A 20518-nucleotide genomic window follows, 5' to 3' on the forward strand; every position below is an offset into this window, starting at 1 on the left:
ATCCTAGACGCGCTGGGGGTGACGATACGCGAGTGTGAGAATCTCTGCTCGAAGGCGGGCATTCGCTTCACCTTCACTATCCATCCGGAAGGCTTCATCCAAGAAATGTCGGCCCGCCTCGCGGGAGGTTTGTTCGGTTCGCCGCCGCCTGCGTTCGATGTGGCCATCGCGAATCCGCCTTATCGCAAAATCAACGCTGACTCGGCGGAGCGGCGCGCACTGCGTTTAGCCGGAGTCGAGACCAGCAATCTCTATACAGGCTTCATTGCGCTCATCCAGCGGCTATTGGTTCCCGGTGGCCAACTGGTCGGAATTACGCCGCGGAGCTTTTGTAATGGCCCTTACTTCCGCCCGTTTCGCGAAGACCTCCTGAGCCAGTTTGAGCTTCGCCGCCTGCATGTTTTCGAATCACGCCAGGCGGCCTTCCGCGACGACAGCGTGTTGCAGGAGAACATCATTTTCCATGTAGTGAAGGGCCGTAACCAACCACGCGACGTTCTCATCTCCACCAGCAGCGGGGTGCAGGGCGAAAGCATCTCGGAGGCGGCCTTTCCATTCACCGAGATCGTTCGTCCGAACGACGCCGAGAAGTTCATGCACATCCCTCCACGACAAGCCACGCCAGGGCTAAAGAAGCGTTGGACGGCCTCGGTTGCAGTCAGGCCTCGCTGGGGCTCACCGTTTCAACAGGTCGCGTTGTGGATTTCCGGCTCAAGGACGCGATTCGCAAGGAACCTGAAAGCGGAACCGTGCCGCTGGTCTATCCGTGCCACTTTAACGGAGGAACCGTCCATTGGCCAAAGCCCAAAGGCCGCAAGCCTAACGCCATTCTCGACAATGACGAGACGCGCGCATGGCTCGTGCCTTCCGGGGTGTATCTGCTTACGAAACGCTTCACGTCCAAAGAAGAGGGCCGGCGTCTTGTGGCGTGTTTGTTCGATCCCGACTTGGTGAAAGCGGACCGGATCGGATTCGAGAACCATCTGAACTATTTCCATGCGAACGGTCACGGATTGGAGCGTTCTCTGGCCGTTGGCCTATATGCCTTCCTAAACTCCACCGTGGACGACCAGTATTTTCGGCGCTTTAGCGGTCACGCACAGGTGAACGCCACCGATCTGCGCATCCTTGCCTATCCCGGCCGAGACACGCTACAATCAGCGGGCCTTGAATTGAGGGCGCTTGACCTGTCGCAGGACGAGATCGACAAGCTCGTCCGCAAGCATCTTGATGCCTGCCGATAATCCCGGCCGCAAAGCAACCGCCCGAAAGCGGAGGCTACCCGAAGCCATGGAGGTGTTAAGCGCCTTGCAGTTCGGCCCGAAGCAGCAAAACGAAACCGCCGCTTACTCGTTGCTGGCTTTGCTCGACCTTCAGCCAGATGCCTCGTGGGCCGGTGCACAGGCTCCCCTGCGCGGCATTACCCCAATCATCGACTTCATCGCCATGGCCTACGCCAATCGCTACGCGCCCAACACGCGCGAGACCATTCGCGACGATGCCGTGAAGTTCTTCGTGGAAGACGGACTTCTGCCGCGCAATCCCGATGACCCCAAGCGTCCGGCCAACAGCGGGAAGATGGTCTATCAGATTGAACCAGCCGCTCTCGCACTCTTGCGAAAGTTCGGGACTCCGGGATGGGCCTCTGGGTTGCGGCGTTATCTCGCCAGTCGCGAAACGCTCAAGCACGAGATTGCCCGCAAGCGCGACCTCGCGCGCGTGCCCGTCACCTTGCCCGACCGATCCCAAGTCGCGCTCTCTCCGGGTGGCCAGAATCCGCTCATCAAGGCCATCATCGAAGACTTCTGCCCCGCCTTCGCTCCCGGTGGCGTTGTGCTCTACATCGGCGACACCGAGAACAAGTTCGTTCATTTAGAGACCGCAGGCTTGGCCGCGCTCGGCGTCACGTTGGATTCCGCCGCCAAAATTCCCGATGTCATTGTCCACCACACTGCCAGGAATTGGCTTCTGCTCATCGAAGCTGTCACCAGCGCTGGGCCAGTGGACGGCAAGCGCCGCAAGGAACTTAAAGGCCTCTTCGCAGGTTGTAAAGCCGGCCTCGTGTTCGTTAGCGCGTTCGAGAGCCGTCGCACCCTGCAAACCTTCGTTTCGCACATCGCGTGGGAATCCGAGGTATGGATCGCCGAAGACCCGGACCACATGATCCACTTCAACGGAGAACGTTTCCTTGGGCCGTATCCGGACGTGATGCCGACAAAGCCATGATTGCACACAGATAGGGCTCACATCCACCTGTTCATTCATCAAGCCAGCGGCTCTTTATACTGGCTCAACCAAAAGATAATCATCGCATGGCAAATGAAGTAAATCCGCGCCCCGTGCGAGCCGTCCTGGCCGCGGTGCAACTGCCGCGGGTCAGCGACCTCGATTTCGAGGCGTCGTTGAACGAGTTGCGCGAGCTTGCGAAGACTCTGGGTTTCGAGATCGCGGGCACGTTCATACAGAAGCGCTCCAGCTTTGACACCACGGCCTATCTGGGCATTGGCAAGCGGCAAGAGATGCGGCGCTTCGTGGAAGACAAGGCCGAGGACGAGAAAGGCGCGCCATCGAACGCCGGCGGCGAGCGCAAAGCGGCGAAGAGCGGCGCCGCCAGGGCGAAGGAGGCCGCGCAGTCCGAGGTCGATCCGGAAACACGCCGCGCCGACATCGTGTTAGTCGATCATGAGATCTCCCCATCGCAGGCGCGCAACCTCGAAATCGAAGTCGGTTGCGAAGTGATGGACCGAACCATGGTCATACTGGAGATTTTTCACCGGCATGCGCGCTCGCGCGCGGCACGGGCGCAAGTGGAAATCGCCCGGCTGGGTTACATGGCGCCGCGCCTGCGCGAAGCGGCAAAACTGGCCGGGCCGCAGGGGCGCCAGCGCAGCGGCACGGGCGGCCGGGGCGCGGGCGAATCGCATGGCGAATTGGACCGGCAAAAAATCCGCAATCGCATCGCCGAACTGCAAGAGGAAATAAAGGCCATGGATGCGGAGCGCAAGACGCAGCGCGCGCGGCGCCAGGAGCAGCAGGGAATCATGCGTGTCGCGCTGGTGGGCTACACGAATGCGGGAAAATCCAAATTGATGCGCGCGCTCACCGGCAGCGAAGTGCTGGTAGCCAACAAGCTCTTCGCCACGCTCGATACCACGGTGCGCGCGCTGCATCCCGAAGGCGTGCCACGAGTGTTGGTCAGCGACACGGTCGGGTTCATCAAGAATCTACCGCACGATCTTGTTGCTTCATTCAAGTCCACGCTGGAAGAGGCAGCCGAGGCTTCTTTGCTTATCCATGTCGCCGACGCGAGCGATCCAGGTTACGAACGCCAGATAGCGGTCACCGACGCAGTGCTCAATGAGATAGACGCCCAGGCCGTACCGCGCCTGCACGTGTTCAACAAAATCGACTGCGCCGGCGATACGGGTGCGCAAGAGGCGCATGCGGTGGCGTTGCGCGCGCAGTATCCCGGCTGCTTGGTAATGAGCGCGCTTAACGCGGACGATGTCGCCAGACTGCATGAGACGATCATGGCGTTTTTCCGCAAGGACTTGGCCGAGGCCAGCATATTTCTGCCTTGGCCGGCGCAGAAAATTCGAGGGGAGATTTTCTCGAACTGCGAAGTGCTGGAGGAGAGGGCCGAAGCGGAAGGGACGTTTTTTCGCGTGCGCGGCGAGGCTGGCACGGTAAACGGACTGAGCAAGATGTTCGGCCAAACGAAGTAAATGCAGCTTTACGGGATGGCTGGGTAGTTTGGCTCGGTTCCACCGACCTATTAAACTCCAAGAGGAGGATGTTCTGAAAATCGCCATGGTCGCCTTAGCAGTACTCGTCTTATCGGCGTGCGAAAGCTACGCGCCGCAGCGCTACGCCCCCGTCCCTGACAATACCCCCGTGTTGCGTAGTATTGGTTTGGGAAACATTAAAGTCGAGTCATTTATTATGTCAGCAGCGTTCGCTGCAACTTGCAGAGGTGGAATAACTGTCGATCCTCCCGTGAACATGACGTTCCAGGGTTATTTGCAGACTGCTCTCGCAGACGAATTAAAGGTCGCTGGCCTTTATAACGCGATCAGTCCAAGGGTTGTGCTTTCTGGCGATCTCGACATATTGGAGTCCTCGTCGATCAAGAATTTAACGAGGGGGGAGTGGAGTATTGGACTACGTATTAGCTCATCGAATGGAAGGAGCACCCATGTATTCGAGCGGTACGAATTCGAGAGTGGGTTCGGGGGGATTACCGCATGCAGGCGATCTGCGGAAGCTTTTCTACCCGCCGTGCAAAGTCTTATTTCAAAGTTGGTGAGGAGTCGTGAGTTTCGGGCTCTGATAGAGACCTAACACCAGAAGGAGTGATCGTACAGACAACAACCGGGCTGGGCTTTCCGACGTGCCGCATGCCAAGCGTGATATGCCTGGCCAGCGGTGAGCGGCCCTAACGCTTCGGCAGGAATAAATCCGTAATGCTGCCCTTCGCGATTTCCGCCGCGAAGAAAATCGTTTCCGATAGCGTGGGATGCGGGTGAATGGTGAGGCCGATATCGCCCGCCTCCGCGCCCATTTCCAATGCCAACACCGTTTCCGAAATAAGTTCTCCGGCATTGGGGCCAACGATGGCGGCACCCAGTAAGCGCTTGGTGTTTTTATCGAAGAGGAGCTTGGTGATGCCCTCGTCGCGGCCCGTGGTGAGCGCGCGACCGCTGGCGGCCCAAGGGAAGGATGCTTTTTCGTATTCGATTCCTTGGGCCTTCGCGGCGGTTTCGGTCAACCCCATCCACGCCACCTCTGGATCGGTGTAGGCCACCGAAGGGATGGTGCGGGCATCGAAGGCCGCCTTGTGGCCCGCGATGACTTCGGCCGCCGTCTTGCCCTCGTGCGAGGCTTTGTGGGCCAGCATGGGCTCGCCCACGATGTCGCCGATGGCGAAGATGTGTGGCACGTTGGTGCGCAACTGTTTGTCCACGGCGATGAATCCGCGGTCCGTCACGTGCACCCCGGCGGCTTCCGCGTTGATGGTTTTTCCGTTTGGCCTGCGCCCGACGGAGAGCAGCACGCGGTCATACACTTGCGGTTGTGGCGCGCCTTCGCCTTCGAAAGTGGCGCGGATACCTTCCTTGAGCGACTCAAGCTTGGCGACCTTGGTCTTGAGCAATACCGCCTCATAGCGTTTTGCCACGCGGTTGTGCAGCGGCTTGATGATGTCACGGTCGGCGCCTGGAATCAATCCGTCGAGTAATTCCACGACGGTCACCTTCGAGCCCAGCGAGTGGTACACCGTGGCCATCTCCAAGCCGATGATGCCCCCGCCGATGACGAGCAATCGCTTGGGCGTGTCCTTGAGCGCCAGCGCGCCGGTGGAATCCATCAAGCGCTCGTCGTCGTAGGGAAATCCCGGTATGCGCGCGGGTTCCGATCCCGCCGCGATGATGGCGTTGTCGAAGGAGATTTTCTTCTTGCCTTCGGCGGTGTCCACTTCCAGCATGTGCGAGGAAACGAAACGGCCACTGCCTTGCACCACCTGCACCTTGCGTTGCTTGGCGAGACCCGCCAATTCTTTTGTAAGCTTGCCGACGACATTGTCCTTCCATCCCCGCAGTGCATTGAGATCGACTTGAGGCGCGCCGAATTTCACGCCGAAGTGCGACATCTCCTCGGCCTCCGCGATGACACGCGCGGAATGCAGCAGTGCCTTGGAAGGTATGCAGCCCACGTTCAAGCACACGCCACCCAGCGACGGCCAGCGATCCACCAGCACCACTTGCTTGCCCAGATCGGCGGCGCGGAAAGCCGCGGTGTAACCACCGGGGCCGGCGCCTAGGACTAGGACTTGCGCATGAAGGCCGGCTTTTGCGTGAGGCGAGGCGGGGGAGTCGGGAGGCGTAGGTTGGGAGGAGGAAGGGGGGAGGGGGGGGGGAGGAAGGCGCGGATGTGGCTGCTTCCGCGGCGGACTCCAAAAGAAGAATCAGGCTGCCTTCGGCCAGCTTGTCGCCCACTTTGATCTTCACTTCCTTGACCACACCCCCAACAGGCGCGGGTACATCCATGGTGGCTTTGTCCGATTCCAGGGTGATCAGGGAATCCTCCGCCTTGACCGTGTCTCCCGGTTTTACGAACACTTCGATCACGGGGACATCTTTGTAGTCTCCGATGTCGGGGACTTTTACTTCGAGGATGTTGCTCATTTAGGGGCGTGAAAGATGAAGGGTGAAAGGGGAAGGGTGTTCCCTTCGGCGCTTATTCTCGAATTTGGCCGTCGCCGAGCACCACGTATTTTTGCGAGGTCAAGCCTTCCAACCCCACGGGCCCGCGCGCGTGCAGTTTATCGGTGGAGATGCCGATCTCGGCACCCAGTCCATATTCGAAGCCGTCGGCGAAGCGCGTGGAGGCATTCACCATCACGGAACTTGAATCCACTTCGCGCAGGAAACGGCGCGCGCGCGTGTAATCTTCCGTCACGATGGCATCCGTGTGCGCCGAGCCGTGGAGCGCGATGTGATCCATGGCCTCGTCAAGACCTGCCACCACGCGAACGGAAAGAATGGGCGCGAGATACTCCGTGTACCAATCCTCCTCCGTGGCTGGAGTCATCCGGGTAACGATGGCGCGCGCGGCGTCATCGCCGCGCAACTCCACGCCCTTGTCCAGGTAGATTTTGCACAGCGGCGGCAGTACCCGCTGCGCGATATCTTGATGCACGAGCAAGGTTTCCATGGTGTTGCAAGTGCCATAACGCTGGGTCTTGGCGTTGTCGGCGATGCGAATGGCTTTGTCCAAATCCGCGCGGTCGTCGATGTAGACGTGGCAAATACCGTCGAGGTGCTTCAGCACGGGAATCTTCGATTCCGCCGACACCCGTTCGATCAATCCCTTGCCACCGCGCGGCACGACGATATCGACGTAATCTTTCATGGTGAGCAACTCGCCCACCGCGGCCCGGTCGGTTACTTCGATCACTTGCACGGCGGTTTCGGGCAGACCAGCGCTCTTTAAGCCTGCATGAACGCAAGCGGCAATGGCTTGATTGGCGTGAATGGCTTCCGACCCTCCGCGCAGGATGGCCGCGTTACCGGACTTCAAGCACAATCCCGCCGCGTCGGCGGTGACGTTGGGACGCGCTTCGTAGATGATTGCCACCACACCCAGCGGCACGCGCATCTTGCCTACCTGAATGCCCGTGGGACGATATTTGAGATCCGTGATTTCTCCGATGGGATCGGCCAATTGCGCGATCTGGCGCAGTCCATCCGCCATGGAAGCCACGGACTTCGCCGTCAAGGTTAGGCGGTCGATCATCGCTGGGTCGAGGCCGCGGGCGCGCGCACCATCGACGTCTCGCTTGTTCGCGGCGAGCAACTTATCCGCGTCGCACTCGATGGCCGCAGCCATGAATAGCAGGGCGTTGTTCTTCGCCCGCGTTTCCGCCCGGGCCATGGCTCGCGCGGCTTTTTTCGCTTCGCGGCCGACCTGGTGCATGTAGGTTTGAATGTCCATAGCGTGTCCCGGAGTAGGGGTGCATTTTAGCCCTACGCGGCTAAGCCGATGAACGCAGCCCCTCATGCAGGATCTGAATCTCCCCAGCAAGAGCTATCGGTGAGTCAGCGCCGCAGCCCAACCAGCCTCCTCGGAAATGTAATCGCTCAAGGCAGTACCCGCCCTAGCGCACGCACCTTCTGCCACAACAGCGCCTTGGGGCAATTCATCGCCATCGCCTGCATGCAGCGCTCCGCCCAGCCCTGGCGGCTCTGGGGCCGGTCGATGGCCTTTGCAAGATCGTTGAGCACGGACTGGCCATACGCCTGCTCAGCCTTGACAACAGCCTTTCGCAGCAGGGATAGCGGCAGGCCCATCATGGCCAGGTCGATCAGGTCGCGGTTGAACACGCCGTCGTCGTTCCAGCGGCCCGGCGCCTTCGCGGACGATGGCCGCGATGCCTTGAGGGCTGGTCAGCAACAGACGCGTGGCGCGGTAGCCACCGGCATCGGACACCATGAAGCCGATATCGGCCGACTCGCGGTATTCGCCATAACTTAGCGCGATGACGGTGCCACCGCCGAATAAGCAGCCGTTGGCGCGCAGCAATGGACCATCGAGCGCACTGAGCACCTGCGCAATCCGCTGGCGATGTGGTCGCTCAAACATGGCCCTCCCCAAACGCTAGGCGCAAAGCGTCCACGAGATGGAGTTCACGTGGCACCATCGACTGTACGTCCAGATGGCGCCATTTGCGCTCGTAGATGCTCAACGCCTCGGCAGGCGTCAGCGCATCAATGCCGTGAACCTGCCAGGCGAGTTTCTTGAGTTGGGGGTAATCAGCCAGGTGGATGCGGGCAGGAATCCAATCCTTGTGATCGTCCTCATTCTTGCCAGCGCTAGACGTAGGCGGCGCGGGAATGCCGAAGTCAAGTCCCAGCGCCGCGATGGCATTGAGGTAGGCGCCCATGGTCACCGAGGGTTCACCTCTCTCAATGCGGTGCAAGGTGACGCGCGACATGCCCGCTGCCTGCGCTGCCGTGGTGGCACTGACGCGAAGTGACTTGCGGTGGGTACGAATCTGCTGTCCAAGAGCCTTGAGCTTCTCGGCGACGGCGTTAGGGATAGCAGGACTTGCGGCTGGCATAGTGCCGCTCATTATAGACATAGGTCATTATTTGTCCATAATGGGACGCATGTAGTGGATTCGGTGATCATCCACTTGGCCCGATACAGGCTGCCGCTCAATGTGCAAGCGCGGAGTCGATGAAGCCGCGCCCCCTGGGGATGGAAACCGGCTTCACGCGCTGGAGCCGCCCCACCTACCTCGTCATGAAACTGGTGGATTTCAGCAGAGACTCGGCGCTTGGGTACTGCGTCCGTGCTCACATCCGATTCGCTTCCACGGCGTACTCGCGCCCAACGCGAAATTACGCTCGGCAATGGTGCCTAGCCCACTGGAGAATACACGGGAACCGACAACCGATCACGCTCAAGGGCGTCGCCGGGATTGTGATCGAACACTGTCCACAGTGTGGTAGGCGCCTGAAAATCATCGCCGCTCCTTCGGCAGGCTCAGGACAGGGGTTGAATAAACCCCGCGCAAACGCGCGATTCCTCGCCCATCTGGACCTGCCTGCCCGCGCCGCGGCGCGTGCCCCCACACAGAGTTGGTCTATTCCAGACGTCGTGATTTTTAACCTCCGACTGGTTGGCTCTGGGTGTTTTCGATGATCAGATGATATTGGTTGGTCATCTGGCATTAGGCGTGGCCACCCAGTTGAAGCGTTTGCAGACCACGGCGAGAACCTCAAGCCAAGCGAGCCGGTTCTCGTCAGAAAGCTAGATGTCCTCGCGCCGGTCACCGCGAGCTGTGACGCGATAGAGCGCGCCTGCAAGTTCAGTGATCCTAGAAAAAGCTATTGCACACGAAGGACACGACGGCACACGAAGAAAATCAAAAACATCGAAGCGGCATCGCTCTCACCAGATTGGTGAGCCTCAGTCGCGCCATGTTTCTTCGTATTTACTTCGTGTCCATCGTGGTTAATCGCCGTTTGTAGGGTGATGGAAGGGAGGTGTGGCATGCGGCATGTGATAATGAAAGACCTGACCCCGGCTTGTTTTGGTGCATGTAGGTTTGAATGTCCGTAGCGTAACCCGGCGTAAAAGTACGTTTTAGCTCTATGCGGGTAACTTGGGCTAAGCAGAAGGACGCGGCGGCATCATGCGCAAACCCAAATCTATCATCGCATTCCAGGGATCGCGTTTATCCACGCCCTTTAGCATGCGGTCCGCCTTGGCGGCGCGTAGCAGGCAGCGGTCGAGTTCGCGGGGTTGCAAGCGGCGCAGGGCGCTGGGGAGAAGGCGGGCGCGTGCCCCCCAGACTCTCGAATCGCGCATGGCCTGCGCCACGGGCTGGCCACCGCTCACCAATTGGCCCACGCGCTTCAACGCGCGGATTTCCTCGACGATGGCCCATAGCACCAACACGCCGCTGGTCCCCTCGCTGCGCAAGCCATCCAAGACCCTGACGAAGCGCTCCCGATCGGCGGCGAGAATGGTTTCTCCCAATTGAAAGACGTCGAAACGCGCGACGTCGGTCACGGCTTGCTTCACCGCTTCCGCGTCTAGCGGGCCGGGGGGAAACAGCAGTCCCAGCTTGAGCACCTCTTGATGGGCGGCGAGCAGATTGCCTTGCACCCGGCCAGCGATGTAGCTCAGGGTTTGATCATCCGCCTCGTGCCCCTGGCGCTTCAGGCGCTGGCCCAGCCAGGCCCCCAGCCGGTCAATGGGAATGGGATCGGCGCTGACCACGACCCCCTTGCTCTCCAGCGCGCCAAACCACGCACTGGCCTGGGTCTGGCGGTCGAGTTTGGGTAAGGTGACCAAGGTCAACACATCGGGCGGCAAGTGTTCCGTATAGCGCTGCAGCATCTTCGCGCCTTCAACGCCAGGTTTGCCCGTGGGGATGCGCAGGTCGATCATGCGCTGGGCGGAGAATAGCGATAGGCTCTGGCCGGCTTCCAGAAGTTTTGCCCACTCGAAGCCTGCTTCGGCGATGAAGGTTTCGCGCTCCGCGTAACCGGCGCCACGTGCCTGCGCGCGGATGAGACCGGCCGCTTCCAACGCCAGCAACATTTCGTCGCCGGTGATGACGTACAAGCTCTTGAGTCCGCGCGCGAGCGTGGCCTCCAGTTGCCCCGCTTCGGTTCTCATGCGTTCATCTTGCCGAGCAAGGCCAAGATCCTCTCGGGATCCTCGGCCTTCAACATGCGTTGGGCGAGATTCGTCACTTCCGCGAGATCGGTCTTGAGCAGTTGCTGTTTGATTTCAAGCAAGTGGGCGGGATGCATGGAAAACTGGCGCAGCCCGAAGCCTAGCAACATGCGCGTGAGCTTGACATCGCCCGCCATCTCGCCGCACACGGCGACGGGTTTCTTCATTTTATTGGCCGTGCGGATGATGCTCGCCACCAGATTCACGATGGCGGGATGCAGAGGGTCGTAAAGATAGGCGACCTGGTCATCGGTGCGGTCGATGGCCAGGGTGTATTGGATGAGATCGTTGGTGCCGATGGAAAGAAAGTCGAGCTTGCGCGCGAAGAGCGGTAGCGAGAGCGCGGCGGCCGGCACTTCCACCATGCCACCGATGGGCACCGCCGTGTCGTAGGGAATGCCCTCGGCATCCAAGCTTTTCTTTGCTTCACCGATGAGATGCAGGGTCTGATTTAGCTCGTAGATGGTGGAGAGCATGGGAATCAGAATCTTGATTTCGCCGTAGTGCGAGGCGCGCAGGATGGCGCGTAACTGGGTGTGGAACATCTGGGGCTCCGCCAGGCAAAAGCGGATGGCGCGCAGACCCAGGGCCGGGTTGGGCGCGACTCTCTCGGCGTTTTTCAGCGTCTTGTCCGCGCCTAAGTCCAGCGTGCGCACGGTGACGGGGCGCCCCTCCATTTCGGCGGCCACTTTGCGGTAGGCCTCGAACTGCTCGTCCTCGCTGGGCAATTTATCGCGGTTAAGAAAAAGGAATTCGCTGCGAAACAGTCCGATGCCGGCGGCGTGGTTGTCCTTCGCTTGATATACGTCGTCCGGCAATTCGATGTTGGCGTGCAATTCGATGCGGGTGCCATCGAAGGTAGCCGCGCGCGTGGTCTTGATGCGGCCCAACTTCTGGCGCTCGAGTTCCCACTCCTCCCGGCGAAGCTCGTATTCCTGCAAGACATTGGCGCCGGGATCGACGATGACCACGCCGTTGGTTCCGTCCACGATGAGCAGCTCGTTCTCCCGGATCAACCGCCGTGCGTGATGCAAGGCCACGATGGAGGGGATGTTCAAGCTGTGCGCGAGAATGGCCGTATGCGACGTGAGGCCTCCGACGTCGGTGACAAAACTCAAGTACCGGTGCCGCTTGAATACGATGACGTCCGCGGGGCTGAGATCATGGGCAACGAGGATGCTGGCGTCGTCTTCACGGGCGTGGGGAATGTTTTGTGTCTGCCCTGTCAGAACTTTCAGAACGCGCTCCACCACCTGCACCACGTCCGTCTGGCGCTCGCGTAAATAGGCATCCTCGATGCGCTCGAACTGCTCGATCAGCTCCTCCGCCTGCTGCGACAGCGCCCATTCGGCGTTGCAACGCTGGCTCGCGATCAAATGCTTCGGCGTTTCCGAGAGCGTCGCATCGCTCAAGATCATCTGGTGTAAATTGAGGAAGCCCTCGAACTCCGGCGGCGAATTGGCGGGAATGTGGCCGGACAGGGAGGCCAACTCCTCCCTCGCGGTTTGAATCGCGTCATCGAGGCGCGCCTGCTCCCGCTCGATTTCGTCCGCCGCGATGGTGTAGTGCGCCACTTCCAATTCGGCGTGGGAGAGCAAGTGCGCCCGCCCAATGGCGATGCCAGAGGAAACGCCGATGCCGTGAAGGGTGAAACTCATATTTCGTGAGGCGTGAGGCGTGAGGCGTAAGGCGGAAAAGCGCGGTAGCCCAAAGAACGCCTCACGCTACTCCGCTTCATCGAACTTCCCCGCGATCAATTTCTCCAGCGCTTCCATGGCCGCCGCTTCGTCGGCGCCAGTGGTTTCCAGGGTGACGGTGGAGCCTTTGGCGGCGGCGAGCATCATGACGCCCATGATGCTTTTCGCGTTCACCTTTCTGCCGGCCTTGGCGATCCAGACTTCGCACTGGAACTGGCCCGCGAGCTGGGTTAGCTTGGCCGCGGCCCGCGCGTGCAAGCCTAGCTTGTTGACGATCTGGATATCACGCTGCTGCATTGTTGGTCGCCAGATGTTGGATGCCATCCAGTCCGCCAGCCATGGTCTTTTGCACGAGGACGGGCAAAGGTTCACGGCGGTAAGTGATGGCGCGTATGAGCATGGACAGATTGACGCCCGATATCCCTTCGACACTGCCAGCCTTGAGCAGCATGCAGACGATATTGCAGGGGGTGGCCCCCAGGAGATCGCTCAAGACCAGCACGCCATCGCCTTCGTCGAGTTCGCTCAACAGGACGTTGGCACTTCCAAGAAGATCCTGCGGATCTTGGTCTGGGCGAATTTCGAGTTGTTCCAATTTTGCCGGCCGAACACCGAAAACGTGCGATGCGCAATCGATCAAACTTTTGCCCAGCGCCCCGTGGGCCACGATGAGAATTCCGACCATTTAGCCGGCCGCCGTGGCTTTCTCGATGGCATCGATGACCATGGCAGCCACGCTAAATCCCGTCTGGTCATGAATCTCGCGCATGCAAGTGGGGCTGGTGACGTTGATTTCCGTCAGATAGTCCCCGATCACATCGAGCCCCGACAACAACAACCCATCGTCTCGGATGACGCGGCCGACGGTTTCCGCGATCTCACGGTCCCGCGCGGAGAGCGGCTGGGCGACTCCGCGGCCCCCGGCTGCCAGGTTTCCCCGGCTCTCGCCCGCTCTTGGAATTCGCGCCAGGGCATAGGGGGCCGGTACGCCACCGACCACCAGCACGCGCTTATCGCCTTGGGAAATTTCGGGGATGTAACGCTGGGCCATCACCGTACGAGCGCCAAATTCGGTGAGCGTTTCGATGATGACTCCGGTATTGGGATCGTTGCGGCCCATTCGAAATACCGAGGCGCCACCCATGCCGTCCAAGGGCTTTAGCACGATATCGCCGTGCTCCTTGAGGAAGGCGCGAATCTCGTCCTCGCGGCGGGTGATGAGCGTGGGCGCGGTGAACTGGGGAAAGCGAGTGATGGAAAACTTCTCGTTGTAATCCCTTAGCGCGCGTGGCCGGTTGAACACGCGCGCCCCTTGGCTTTCCGCCAGCTCCAGCATATAGGTGCTGTAGACGTATTCCATGTTGAAGGGCGGGTCCTTGCGCATGAGCACCGCGCCGAAGTAATTCAATTCCACTTCGATAGCCGGTTGCCCCCGGTACCAATCGGTCTTCTCGCCCGTGAGGGTGATGGGCATGGCCCTCGCCACCACGCGGCCGCCTCGGCAAAACACGTCCTCTTGCATGGCTGCGAACAATTCGTACTTGCGCGCCGCCGCCTCTTCCATCATGGCGAAGGAAGAGTCCTTGTAGGTCTTGACGTCCTCCAGCGGATCAAGGATGAAGAGTAATCTCATCAAGCGGCCACGCGGCGCGGGATCTGCATGGTGCCGTCTTCGTAGCTTTGCGCCAACTCCTCGATTTCGATGGAGGCGGCGAGCAAGGCCAACCTGGCGATCACGCCGTAGACGTAGAAACGATTCTCCGTGCTATCGGGACTGGCCGATGGATCGGGCATCACGCAGGCGCGCTCGAAGGGCAACGGAACGAACTGCATCCCCGGCGCGTTCAAGTTTTCGTCGATCCCGCGGCTCGTGTGTACGCGGTAGAAACCGCCCACGACGAACTGGTCGATCATGTAGATCACGGGCTCGGCCACGGCCTCGTTCACGCTTTCGAAGGTGTATACACCTTCTTGCACCATGACTTCCGAGACGGCCATGCCTTCCTTCACCACGGCCATCTTGTTGCGCTCCTTGCGGTTGAGGTCCTTGACCTCCGAGGGATCTTTCACCGACATGATGCCCATGCCGTAGGTTCCGGCATCCGCCTTCACGATGACGAAGGGTTCGCGATCGATGCCGTGTTCCTTGTACTTGCCACGGATTTTTTCCAGGATGCTGCCGACGTGGCCCGTCAGGCACTCCTCGCCGGTGCGTTCGTGGAAGTTGATCTCCCCGCAGGTGGCGAAGTAGGGATCGACGGTCCAAGGATCCGTACCGATCAACTGCGCGAACTCCTTCGCGACACGGCTATAGACACCGAAGTGATGGGACTTGCGCCGCGTCGACCAGCCGGAGTACACCGGCGGGATCACCTGCTGCTCCAAATTTTCCAGTATTTCGGGCACGCCGCCAGACAGATCGTTGTTGAGCAGCACCACGCACGGATCGAAATCCGCCAAGCCTAAGCGGTTACCCCGGCGTTCCAAAGGCTCCAACATCAACTGAGCGCCGCCGGGTAAGTCCATGGCGGTGGGCTGCTTGATGTCTGGAATGAGCGTCCCCACACGCACTTTCATCCCTGCCATGCGCAGCATGGTCTGGATTTGCACCACGTTTTGCAGGTAGAAGGTGTTGCGCGTGTGGTTCTCCGGGATGAGCAGCACACCCTTGGCCTCGGGACAGATTTTTTGCACCGAGGTCATGAGCGCTTGCACGCACAGCGGCAAGAATTCGGGCTTCAGGTTGTTGAACCCGCCCGGGAACAGGTTGGTGTCCACGGGCGCCAGTTTGAATCCGCTATTGCGCAAATCCACCGAGGCGTAAAAGGGCGCGGCATGGTCCTGCCACTGGGTACGGAACCAATGCTCGATCACTTGATGGTTGCGCACGATCCGGGATTCGAGTGCGATCAGCGGCCCGGTCATGCCCGATTGGATGTGAACAGCAGTCATTGGCTTCAGGTCTCGATCTTGGGTGGCGCGATTTTAGTCGCTTTCCCCCCAGACAAGGCCCAGGTCCAATAAACACTTGTTCCCGGCTTGGTTCTTTGACTAGACTTGCGCGCTTTATTCATTGTCCTAAGGTCCCACCAATGCTGTCAGATATCGAGATCGCGCAACAAGCCCAACCGCAACGCATTGCGCACCTAGCCAAGGAGCGCCTGGGAATTCCGGCCGAAGCCTTGGAGCCCTACGGGCATTACAAGGCGAAGATCTCGCTCAAATACCTGGATGGATTGCCGGCGCGCCCCGGCAGCAAGTTAGTCCTGGTCACCGCCATCAACCCCACTCCGGCGGGCGAAGGTAAGACCACCACGACCGTGGGCTTGGGCGATGCGCTGAACCGCATAGGAAAGAATGCCATCGTGTGTCTGCGGGAGCCTAGCCTCGGGCCCGTATTCGGCCTGAAGGGCGGGGCGGCGGGCGGCGGATACGCTCAGGTGATTCCCATGGAGGACATCAACCTGCACTTCACCGGCGATTTCAGCGCCATCGCCTTGGCTAACAATTTAGTGGCCGCCATGCTCGATAACCACATTCACCACGGCAACGAGCTTGGTTTCGACGTGCGCCGCGTGACTTGGCGCCGGGTGGTGGACATGAACGACCGGGCCTTGCGCGACATCACCGTCTCCTTGGGCGGCCCCGCTAATGGATTTCCGCGTGAAGACGGCTTCGACATCGTAGCAGCCTCGGAGGTCATGGCCATTTTCTGTCTTGCCACCTCGCTCAAGGACTTGAAACAACGCTTGGGCAACATCGTGGTGGGCTACACACGAGAACAAAAACCCATCACGGCGCGCGAGTTGAAGGTCGATGGCGCCATGACGGTATTGCTAAAGGACGCCTTGCAACCCAATTTGGTGCAGACTTTGGAAGGCACTCCCGCCATCATTCACGGCGGGCCATTCGCCAACATCGCCCATGGGTGCAACTCCGTAATCGCCACCCAATCGGGTTTGAAGCTGGCCGATTATGTGGTGACCGAAGCGGGCTTCGGCGCCGATCTGGGGGCGGAGAAGTTCATCGATATCAAATGCCGGAAGACGGGGCTAAAGCCCAGCATGGCCGTGGTCGTGGCCACCCTTCGGGCCCTCAAATACCACGGTGGCGCGGATCTGAAAACGCTCAACCAGGAGAACTTGCCGGCGCTGGAAAAAGGCATCGCCAATGTGGAACGCCATGTGCGCAACATTCGCGAGCACTTCGGCTTACCCTGTGTGGTGAGCTTGAACCACTTCACGCACGACACCCAAGCCGAGATCGCGCTACTCAAACGACAGATGGCACCGCTCGGCGTTTCGGTCATCGTCGCCAAGCATTGGGCCGAAGGGGGCAAAGGCGCGGAGGAGTTGGCGCGCGACGTGGTCGCACAAATCGATACTGCCACGAGCGCTTTCCAATTCGCCTATGACAGCGACCAAACTCTGTGGGACAAAATGAATGCGGTAGCCACGAAAATCTATGGCGCCGCCGGTATCGCCGCGAACACCAAGGTGCGCGCGCAGATCACGAAATTGCAAGAGCAAGGGTACGGACACTTTCCCGTGTGCGTGGCGAAGACCCAGTACTCCTTTTCCGCGGACGCCAGCTTACGCGGCGCGCCCTCGGGTCATACGGTGAATATCCGAGAAGTGCGCTTGAGTGCCGGTGCCGAATTTGTGGTCATGATATGCGGCGACGTGATGACCATGCCGGGATTACCGAAGGTTCCGGCGGCCGAAAAAATCGATGTCGATGAATCGGGCAAGGTGGTCGGCCTATTCTGAGCCTACCAAGCCAGATTGATCTCGAGGCGAAGGCCTACGATGATGTCCTTCTCGCGCTCGCGATTGCTCTGGGTCTTGATGTATTGAAATTCCGGTTGGATGTTCAGCCAATCGTTGATCTTGGCCCGATAGGTAATTTCATAGGCCGTCTCATGCCTGACCACCGGATCTCCCGCGGCGAGCGCGAGATCTTGCGCTTTCTGGCCCAGGCGGACCCGGGCGATTCCGAAGCCAAGCACATCGTCAGGCCGGGAGGCGCACGGGCTTTCCAGGACAAAGGCCAGAGTCAGAGCATCTTTGACCGGGTTCACATCTTTGTTGGCCACTCCGTAGTGCACAGAGCCCATCAGACGACGCCCGGCTTCGTGCTTGAATAACTGATGCTCCGCTAGGACGTAGAACCCTTGATTGTCGCGCTTGACCGGGTTGCCATCGCCATCGATTTCGGATAAATCATCGGCTTTCTTGCTGTATGACCAAGCACCCAGCGCGAGCTTGGTGAGGACTTTCTCGGAGTGCTGCTGGTCACCGGCGCGATAACCCAGCTCTCCCGCCCAAAGAGCGCCCTCGCCGCTACTCAGACGAAAGCGCAGCCCCTTCGGTTTGTTGGGATTGCCCGGCACGGCATCGAGAACCACCACTTGGCCGTAGGATCGCCCGGTAATCTGTGCGCGAACTCGAAAACCCAAGCCTGAGGTGGGGAAGATAGACGGGCCGTTGGCCCCCGTTTGCGACAGGTCGGTTCCTATCCCGAAACTTGGATGAAGGAAGACAGCGGCAGATTCCGTGACATAGAACTCGGAATTAAGATCGTAGAGTCCGCCTAGCAGAGATAGTTTGTCGTCCATGAACTGCTGTTGCCACCAAAGCTGGTGCAGCTTCCCAGGCCTCGCCGGTACCTCGATATTATTGACGCCTTGCTGCGTTCCCATGCGCTCATCCACGCGCCCGCCGTGATTGTGCAAGAGGTAAATAAACACCGAGCTGCCCGGAATACTGAAGGCCTTCTCTCCTGCCAGTGTCAGCTTGAAATCCAGGTTGCCAAGGTAGGCCGAGTGATTGTCGTAAGAACCGTGTTCCCCGCGAATGTAATCCCCCTTGTAGCTCACCTCTAACAAGTAGGCGGAGCCTCGTTCTTGGCTTTGTCGTACCCGGGCGATCCGGCTTGGCGAGCCGCCGTTACCGCGGCGGCATCGATGATTTCAGTTCCGGCACCTTGCGCGAGTTGGATGGAGTTTGTATCCGATTCGGCGCGTGCACCATGGCCAAGGGCACTTAGCAGCAGAACGCCGATGATGGCTGCCCTTTCGTAATGGTGGTGTGATAACCCGGTCATGGGCGAATCCTGTCGGTAGGTGGCACACCGGGGATTTCGACTGTTGCCCTTAAAAGTTAACCGCGATATTTCATCTTTCTCGCCAGTTCGCCCCGCTTTGAAAATTCCGCACAAAAAAAGGGCACCCGAAGGTGCCCAAGATCCGAGGAGGAGTCTTTGTATTCGTGCGAATTAGTAGTTGTAAGCGCGTTCCCCGTGCTGTGTTTCATCCAATCCCTGGCGTTCGTCTTCGTCGGAGATTCGCAACCCCACGACGGCATCGACGACTTTGAAGCTAATCACCGAGACCACCGCAGACCACACTATCGAAGTCGCCACTGCGGTGAGCTGTGATTTGAGCTGCGCGCCCATGTCGAAGTCACCGACTTTGTTGGCCACGTAGTCGTACACTCCGGTGCCGCCCAAGCTCGGCGCGACAAACACACCCGTGAGCAGGGCGCCCAGAATGCCGCCAATGCAGTGGACTCCAAACACATCCAATGAATCGTCATACCCCAGTTTGTGCTTCAACCACACCACCGCCCACAAGCACACTAGCCCGGCACACAGGCCGATGACCAGCGCACCCTTGATGCCGACGAAACCGCAGGCCGGGGTGATGGCGACCAGCCCCGCCACCGCGCCTGAGGCCGCACCCAGCATGGTGGGTTTGCCACGGAAGATCCACTCACCCACCATCCATGCCACAGCCGCCATCGAGGTGGCGGCATGGGTATTGATGAAGGCCATGGCCGCGAGTCCGTTGGCTTCAAGGTTGGAGCCCACGTTGAAACCGAACCAACCAAACCACAACATGGCCGTACCCACCATGGTCATGGTCAGGCTGTGGGGCGCCATGGCTTCGCGCCCGAAGCCGATGCGCTTGCCTATCAGCAATGCGCCCACGAGGCCTGCAACACCGGCATTGATATGCACCACGGTTCCGCCGGCGAAATCCAAGGCCCCCTTCTGGAACAGCCAGCCCGCGGTGGCACCGGCCGCTTCCGCCGCTTTCGTATCGATATACGCATCGGGACCCGCCCAATACCACACCATATGGGCGATAGGTAGATACGAAAAAGTGAACCACAAAACCATGAAAAGCAACACGGCGGAGAATTTCACCCGGTCGGCGAAGGCGCCCAGTATCAAGCACGGGGTGATCGCCGCGAAGGTGAGTTGGAAGGCGATGTAGATGTACTCCGGTATATATACGCCTTTGCTAAAGGTCGCCGCTGTGCTTTCGCCGGTGACCCCGTTCAGGAACATCTTACTCAGTCCACCGAAGAAAGCGTTGCCCTCCGTAAAGGCCACGGAGTATCCGTAAACCACCCACAGAACCGACAATAGAGAAAAGGTGGCGAAGACCTGCATCAACATGGACAGCATGTTCTTGGTCCGCACCATGCCCCCGTAGAACAACGCGAGCCCGGGTATGGCCATGAAGATCACCAAGGCCGTGGCGGTGATCATCCAGGCAGTGTCCCCCTTATTCGGCACGGGTGCGGCCAGCGTCTGGGACGTACTCTGAGCCTCGGTGGTGCTCGCGGCGGCAACGGGTTGCGCCTCGGTGGCGGCCGTCGCTGTTTCGGCTTTGTCCTCTGCCATGGCGGGAACGATCAGCCATAACAGCGAGAACATCAACAATAAGATTCCCCTTTTCATTCGATTTTCTCCTCACAGCGCATCCGCACCGGCTTCACCGGTACGGATGCGAATCACTTGCTCGAGTTCGTAGACGAAAATTTTTCCATCTCCGATTTTTCCTGTATGGGCGGACTTTTCGATGGCCTCCAGCACACCATCGAGCAGATCCGCCTTGATGGCAGCCTCGATCTTGACCTTGGGAAGAAAATCGACGACGTACTCCGCGCCCCTGTAGAGTTCCGTGTGACCCTTTTGCCGGCCAAAACCCGTCACCGTAATGCCTTGCACACCGATGGCGGACAGGGCTTCACGTACATCCATTTTAATGGTTTAATGATTGC

Annotated in this window: 16 protein-coding genes and 3 pseudogenes; 5 read left to right on the top strand and 14 right to left on the bottom strand. The window is 59.6% G+C overall.

Annotated features, from left to right (window positions below):
• The first annotated feature begins 18 nt into the window (after window positions 1-18).
• From EXR36_06135 to hflX, 4 genes are all read left to right on the top strand, one after another.
• Window positions 19-954, top strand: coding sequence for a hypothetical protein (locus EXR36_06135; GenBank protein MSQ59222.1), 936 nt, complete (start codon window positions 19-21; stop codon window positions 952-954).
• Entirely contained in the window at window positions 933-1244 is a 312-nt protein-coding gene (locus EXR36_06140) for a hypothetical protein (protein MSQ59223.1), read from the top strand. The genes EXR36_06135 and EXR36_06140 overlap by 22 nt, the downstream gene beginning before the upstream one ends.
• Window positions 1231-2226, top strand: coding sequence for a restriction endonuclease (locus EXR36_06145; protein MSQ59224.1), 996 nt, complete (start codon window positions 1231-1233; stop codon window positions 2224-2226). Before EXR36_06140 ends, EXR36_06145 begins: the two co-directional genes overlap by 14 nt.
• Before the next feature lie 86 nt (window positions 2227-2312).
• Window positions 2313-3725: a GTPase HflX gene (hflX, locus tag EXR36_06150; GenBank protein MSQ59225.1), complete on the top strand. Its 1413-nt coding sequence runs from the start codon at window positions 2313-2315 to the stop codon at window positions 3723-3725.
• Between the two features lie 710 nt (window positions 3726-4435).
• Here the strand turns inward: hflX and lpdA are convergent.
• The 10 genes and pseudogenes from lpdA to gshA all read right to left on the bottom strand — a co-directional run bounded on the left by lpdA (window position 4436) and on the right by gshA (window position 15398).
• A pseudogene (gene lpdA, locus EXR36_06155) lies at window positions 4436-6182 on the bottom strand (dihydrolipoyl dehydrogenase).
• A gap of 52 nt (window positions 6183-6234) precedes the next feature.
• Window positions 6235-7491, bottom strand: coding sequence for a glutamate-5-semialdehyde dehydrogenase (locus EXR36_06160; GenBank protein MSQ59226.1), 1257 nt, complete (start codon window positions 7489-7491; stop codon window positions 6235-6237).
• Between the two features lie 146 nt (window positions 7492-7637).
• A pseudogene (locus EXR36_06165) lies at window positions 7638-8139 on the bottom strand (hypothetical protein).
• Window positions 8132-8617: a transcriptional regulator gene (locus EXR36_06170; GenBank protein ID MSQ59227.1), complete on the bottom strand. Its 486-nt coding sequence runs from the start codon at window positions 8615-8617 to the stop codon at window positions 8132-8134. Before EXR36_06170 ends, EXR36_06165 begins: the two are co-directional and overlap by 8 nt.
• A 1055-nt stretch (window positions 8618-9672) precedes the next feature.
• Window positions 9673-10689, bottom strand: coding sequence for a DNA polymerase III subunit delta (locus EXR36_06175; GenBank protein ID MSQ59228.1), 1017 nt, complete (start codon window positions 10687-10689; stop codon window positions 9673-9675).
• Window positions 10686-12407 carry a phosphoenolpyruvate--protein phosphotransferase gene (gene ptsP / locus EXR36_06180; protein ID MSQ59229.1) on the bottom strand — a complete coding sequence of 574 codons (1722 nt, stop codon included), beginning with the start codon at window positions 12405-12407 and terminating at the stop codon, window positions 10686-10688. The genes EXR36_06175 and ptsP overlap by 4 nt, the downstream gene beginning before the upstream one ends.
• 66 nt (window positions 12408-12473) lie before the next feature.
• Entirely contained in the window at window positions 12474-12743 is a 270-nt protein-coding gene (locus EXR36_06185) for an HPr family phosphocarrier protein (GenBank protein ID MSQ59230.1), read from the bottom strand.
• Window positions 12730-13131: a PTS fructose transporter subunit IIA gene (locus tag EXR36_06190; protein MSQ59231.1), complete on the bottom strand. Its 402-nt coding sequence runs from the start codon at window positions 13129-13131 to the stop codon at window positions 12730-12732. Before EXR36_06190 ends, EXR36_06185 begins: the two co-directional genes overlap by 14 nt.
• Window positions 13132-14079 carry a glutathione synthase gene (locus EXR36_06195; protein ID MSQ59232.1) on the bottom strand — a complete coding sequence of 316 codons (948 nt, stop codon included), beginning with the start codon at window positions 14077-14079 and terminating at the stop codon, window positions 13132-13134.
• Window positions 14079-15398, bottom strand: a complete 1320-nt coding sequence (gene gshA / locus EXR36_06200; GenBank protein MSQ59233.1) for a glutamate--cysteine ligase — start codon at window positions 15396-15398, stop codon at window positions 14079-14081. Before gshA ends, EXR36_06195 begins: the two co-directional genes overlap by 1 nt.
• A gap of 140 nt (window positions 15399-15538) precedes the next feature.
• Here gshA and EXR36_06205 point away from each other — a divergent pair, with 140 nt between their 5' ends.
• The gene (locus tag EXR36_06205; GenBank protein ID MSQ59234.1) at window positions 15539-17215 is read left to right on the top strand and encodes a formate--tetrahydrofolate ligase; all 1677 of its coding nucleotides are present in this window, start codon (window positions 15539-15541) and stop codon (window positions 17213-17215) included.
• Window positions 17216-17217: 2 nt separating this feature from the next.
• Here EXR36_06205 and EXR36_06210 read toward each other — a convergent pair whose 3' ends face one another.
• The 4 genes and pseudogenes from EXR36_06210 to EXR36_06225 form a co-directional block, all read right to left on the bottom strand.
• A complete protein-coding gene (locus tag EXR36_06210; GenBank protein MSQ59235.1) occupies window positions 17218-18375 on the bottom strand; it encodes a carbohydrate porin in 1158 nt (385 codons plus the stop codon).
• The gene (locus tag EXR36_06215) at window positions 18327-18551 is read right to left on the bottom strand and encodes a hypothetical protein (GenBank protein ID MSQ59236.1); all 225 of its coding nucleotides are present in this window, start codon (window positions 18549-18551) and stop codon (window positions 18327-18329) included. Before EXR36_06215 ends, EXR36_06210 begins: the two co-directional genes overlap by 49 nt.
• Before the next feature lie 171 nt (window positions 18552-18722).
• Window positions 18723-20195 (bottom strand): ammonium transporter, encoded by a 1473-nt coding sequence (locus tag EXR36_06220; protein MSQ59237.1) that lies wholly within the window; start codon window positions 20193-20195, stop codon window positions 18723-18725.
• Window positions 20196-20207: 12 nt separating this feature from the next.
• Window positions 20208-20518 (bottom strand): annotated as a pseudogene (locus tag EXR36_06225) (P-II family nitrogen regulator).

This window comes from Betaproteobacteria bacterium (assembly GCA_009693245.1).
Taxonomy (GTDB): Bacteria; Pseudomonadota; Gammaproteobacteria; order Burkholderiales; family SHXO01; genus SHXO01.

Coding starts and splice junctions, on each gene's coding strand:
- EXR36_06215 (MSQ59236.1), bottom strand. CDS start 18,551: ATGACCGGGTTATCACACCACCATTACGAAAGGGCAGCCATCATCGGC.
- EXR36_06175 (MSQ59228.1), bottom strand. CDS start 10,689: ATGAGAACCGAAGCGGGGCAACTGGAGGCCACGCTCGCGCGCGGACTC.
- EXR36_06145 (MSQ59224.1), top strand. CDS start 1,231: ATGCCTGCCGATAATCCCGGCCGCAAAGCAACCGCCCGAAAGCGGAGG.
- EXR36_06220 (MSQ59237.1), bottom strand. CDS start 20,195: ATGAAAAGGGGAATCTTATTGTTGATGTTCTCGCTGTTATGGCTGATC.
- hflX (MSQ59225.1), top strand. CDS start 2,313: ATGGCAAATGAAGTAAATCCGCGCCCCGTGCGAGCCGTCCTGGCCGCG.
- EXR36_06190 (MSQ59231.1), bottom strand. CDS start 13,131: ATGGTCGGAATTCTCATCGTGGCCCACGGGGCGCTGGGCAAAAGTTTG.
- EXR36_06170 (MSQ59227.1), bottom strand. CDS start 8,617: ATGCCAGCCGCAAGTCCTGCTATCCCTAACGCCGTCGCCGAGAAGCTC.
- EXR36_06195 (MSQ59232.1), bottom strand. CDS start 14,079: ATGAGATTACTCTTCATCCTTGATCCGCTGGAGGACGTCAAGACCTAC.
- EXR36_06185 (MSQ59230.1), bottom strand. CDS start 12,743: ATGCAGCAGCGTGATATCCAGATCGTCAACAAGCTAGGCTTGCACGCG.
- EXR36_06205 (MSQ59234.1), top strand. CDS start 15,539: ATGCTGTCAGATATCGAGATCGCGCAACAAGCCCAACCGCAACGCATT.
- EXR36_06160 (MSQ59226.1), bottom strand. CDS start 7,491: ATGGACATTCAAACCTACATGCACCAGGTCGGCCGCGAAGCGAAAAAA.
- ptsP (MSQ59229.1), bottom strand. CDS start 12,407: ATGAGTTTCACCCTTCACGGCATCGGCGTTTCCTCTGGCATCGCCATT.
- gshA (MSQ59233.1), bottom strand. CDS start 15,398: ATGACTGCTGTTCACATCCAATCGGGCATGACCGGGCCGCTGATCGCA.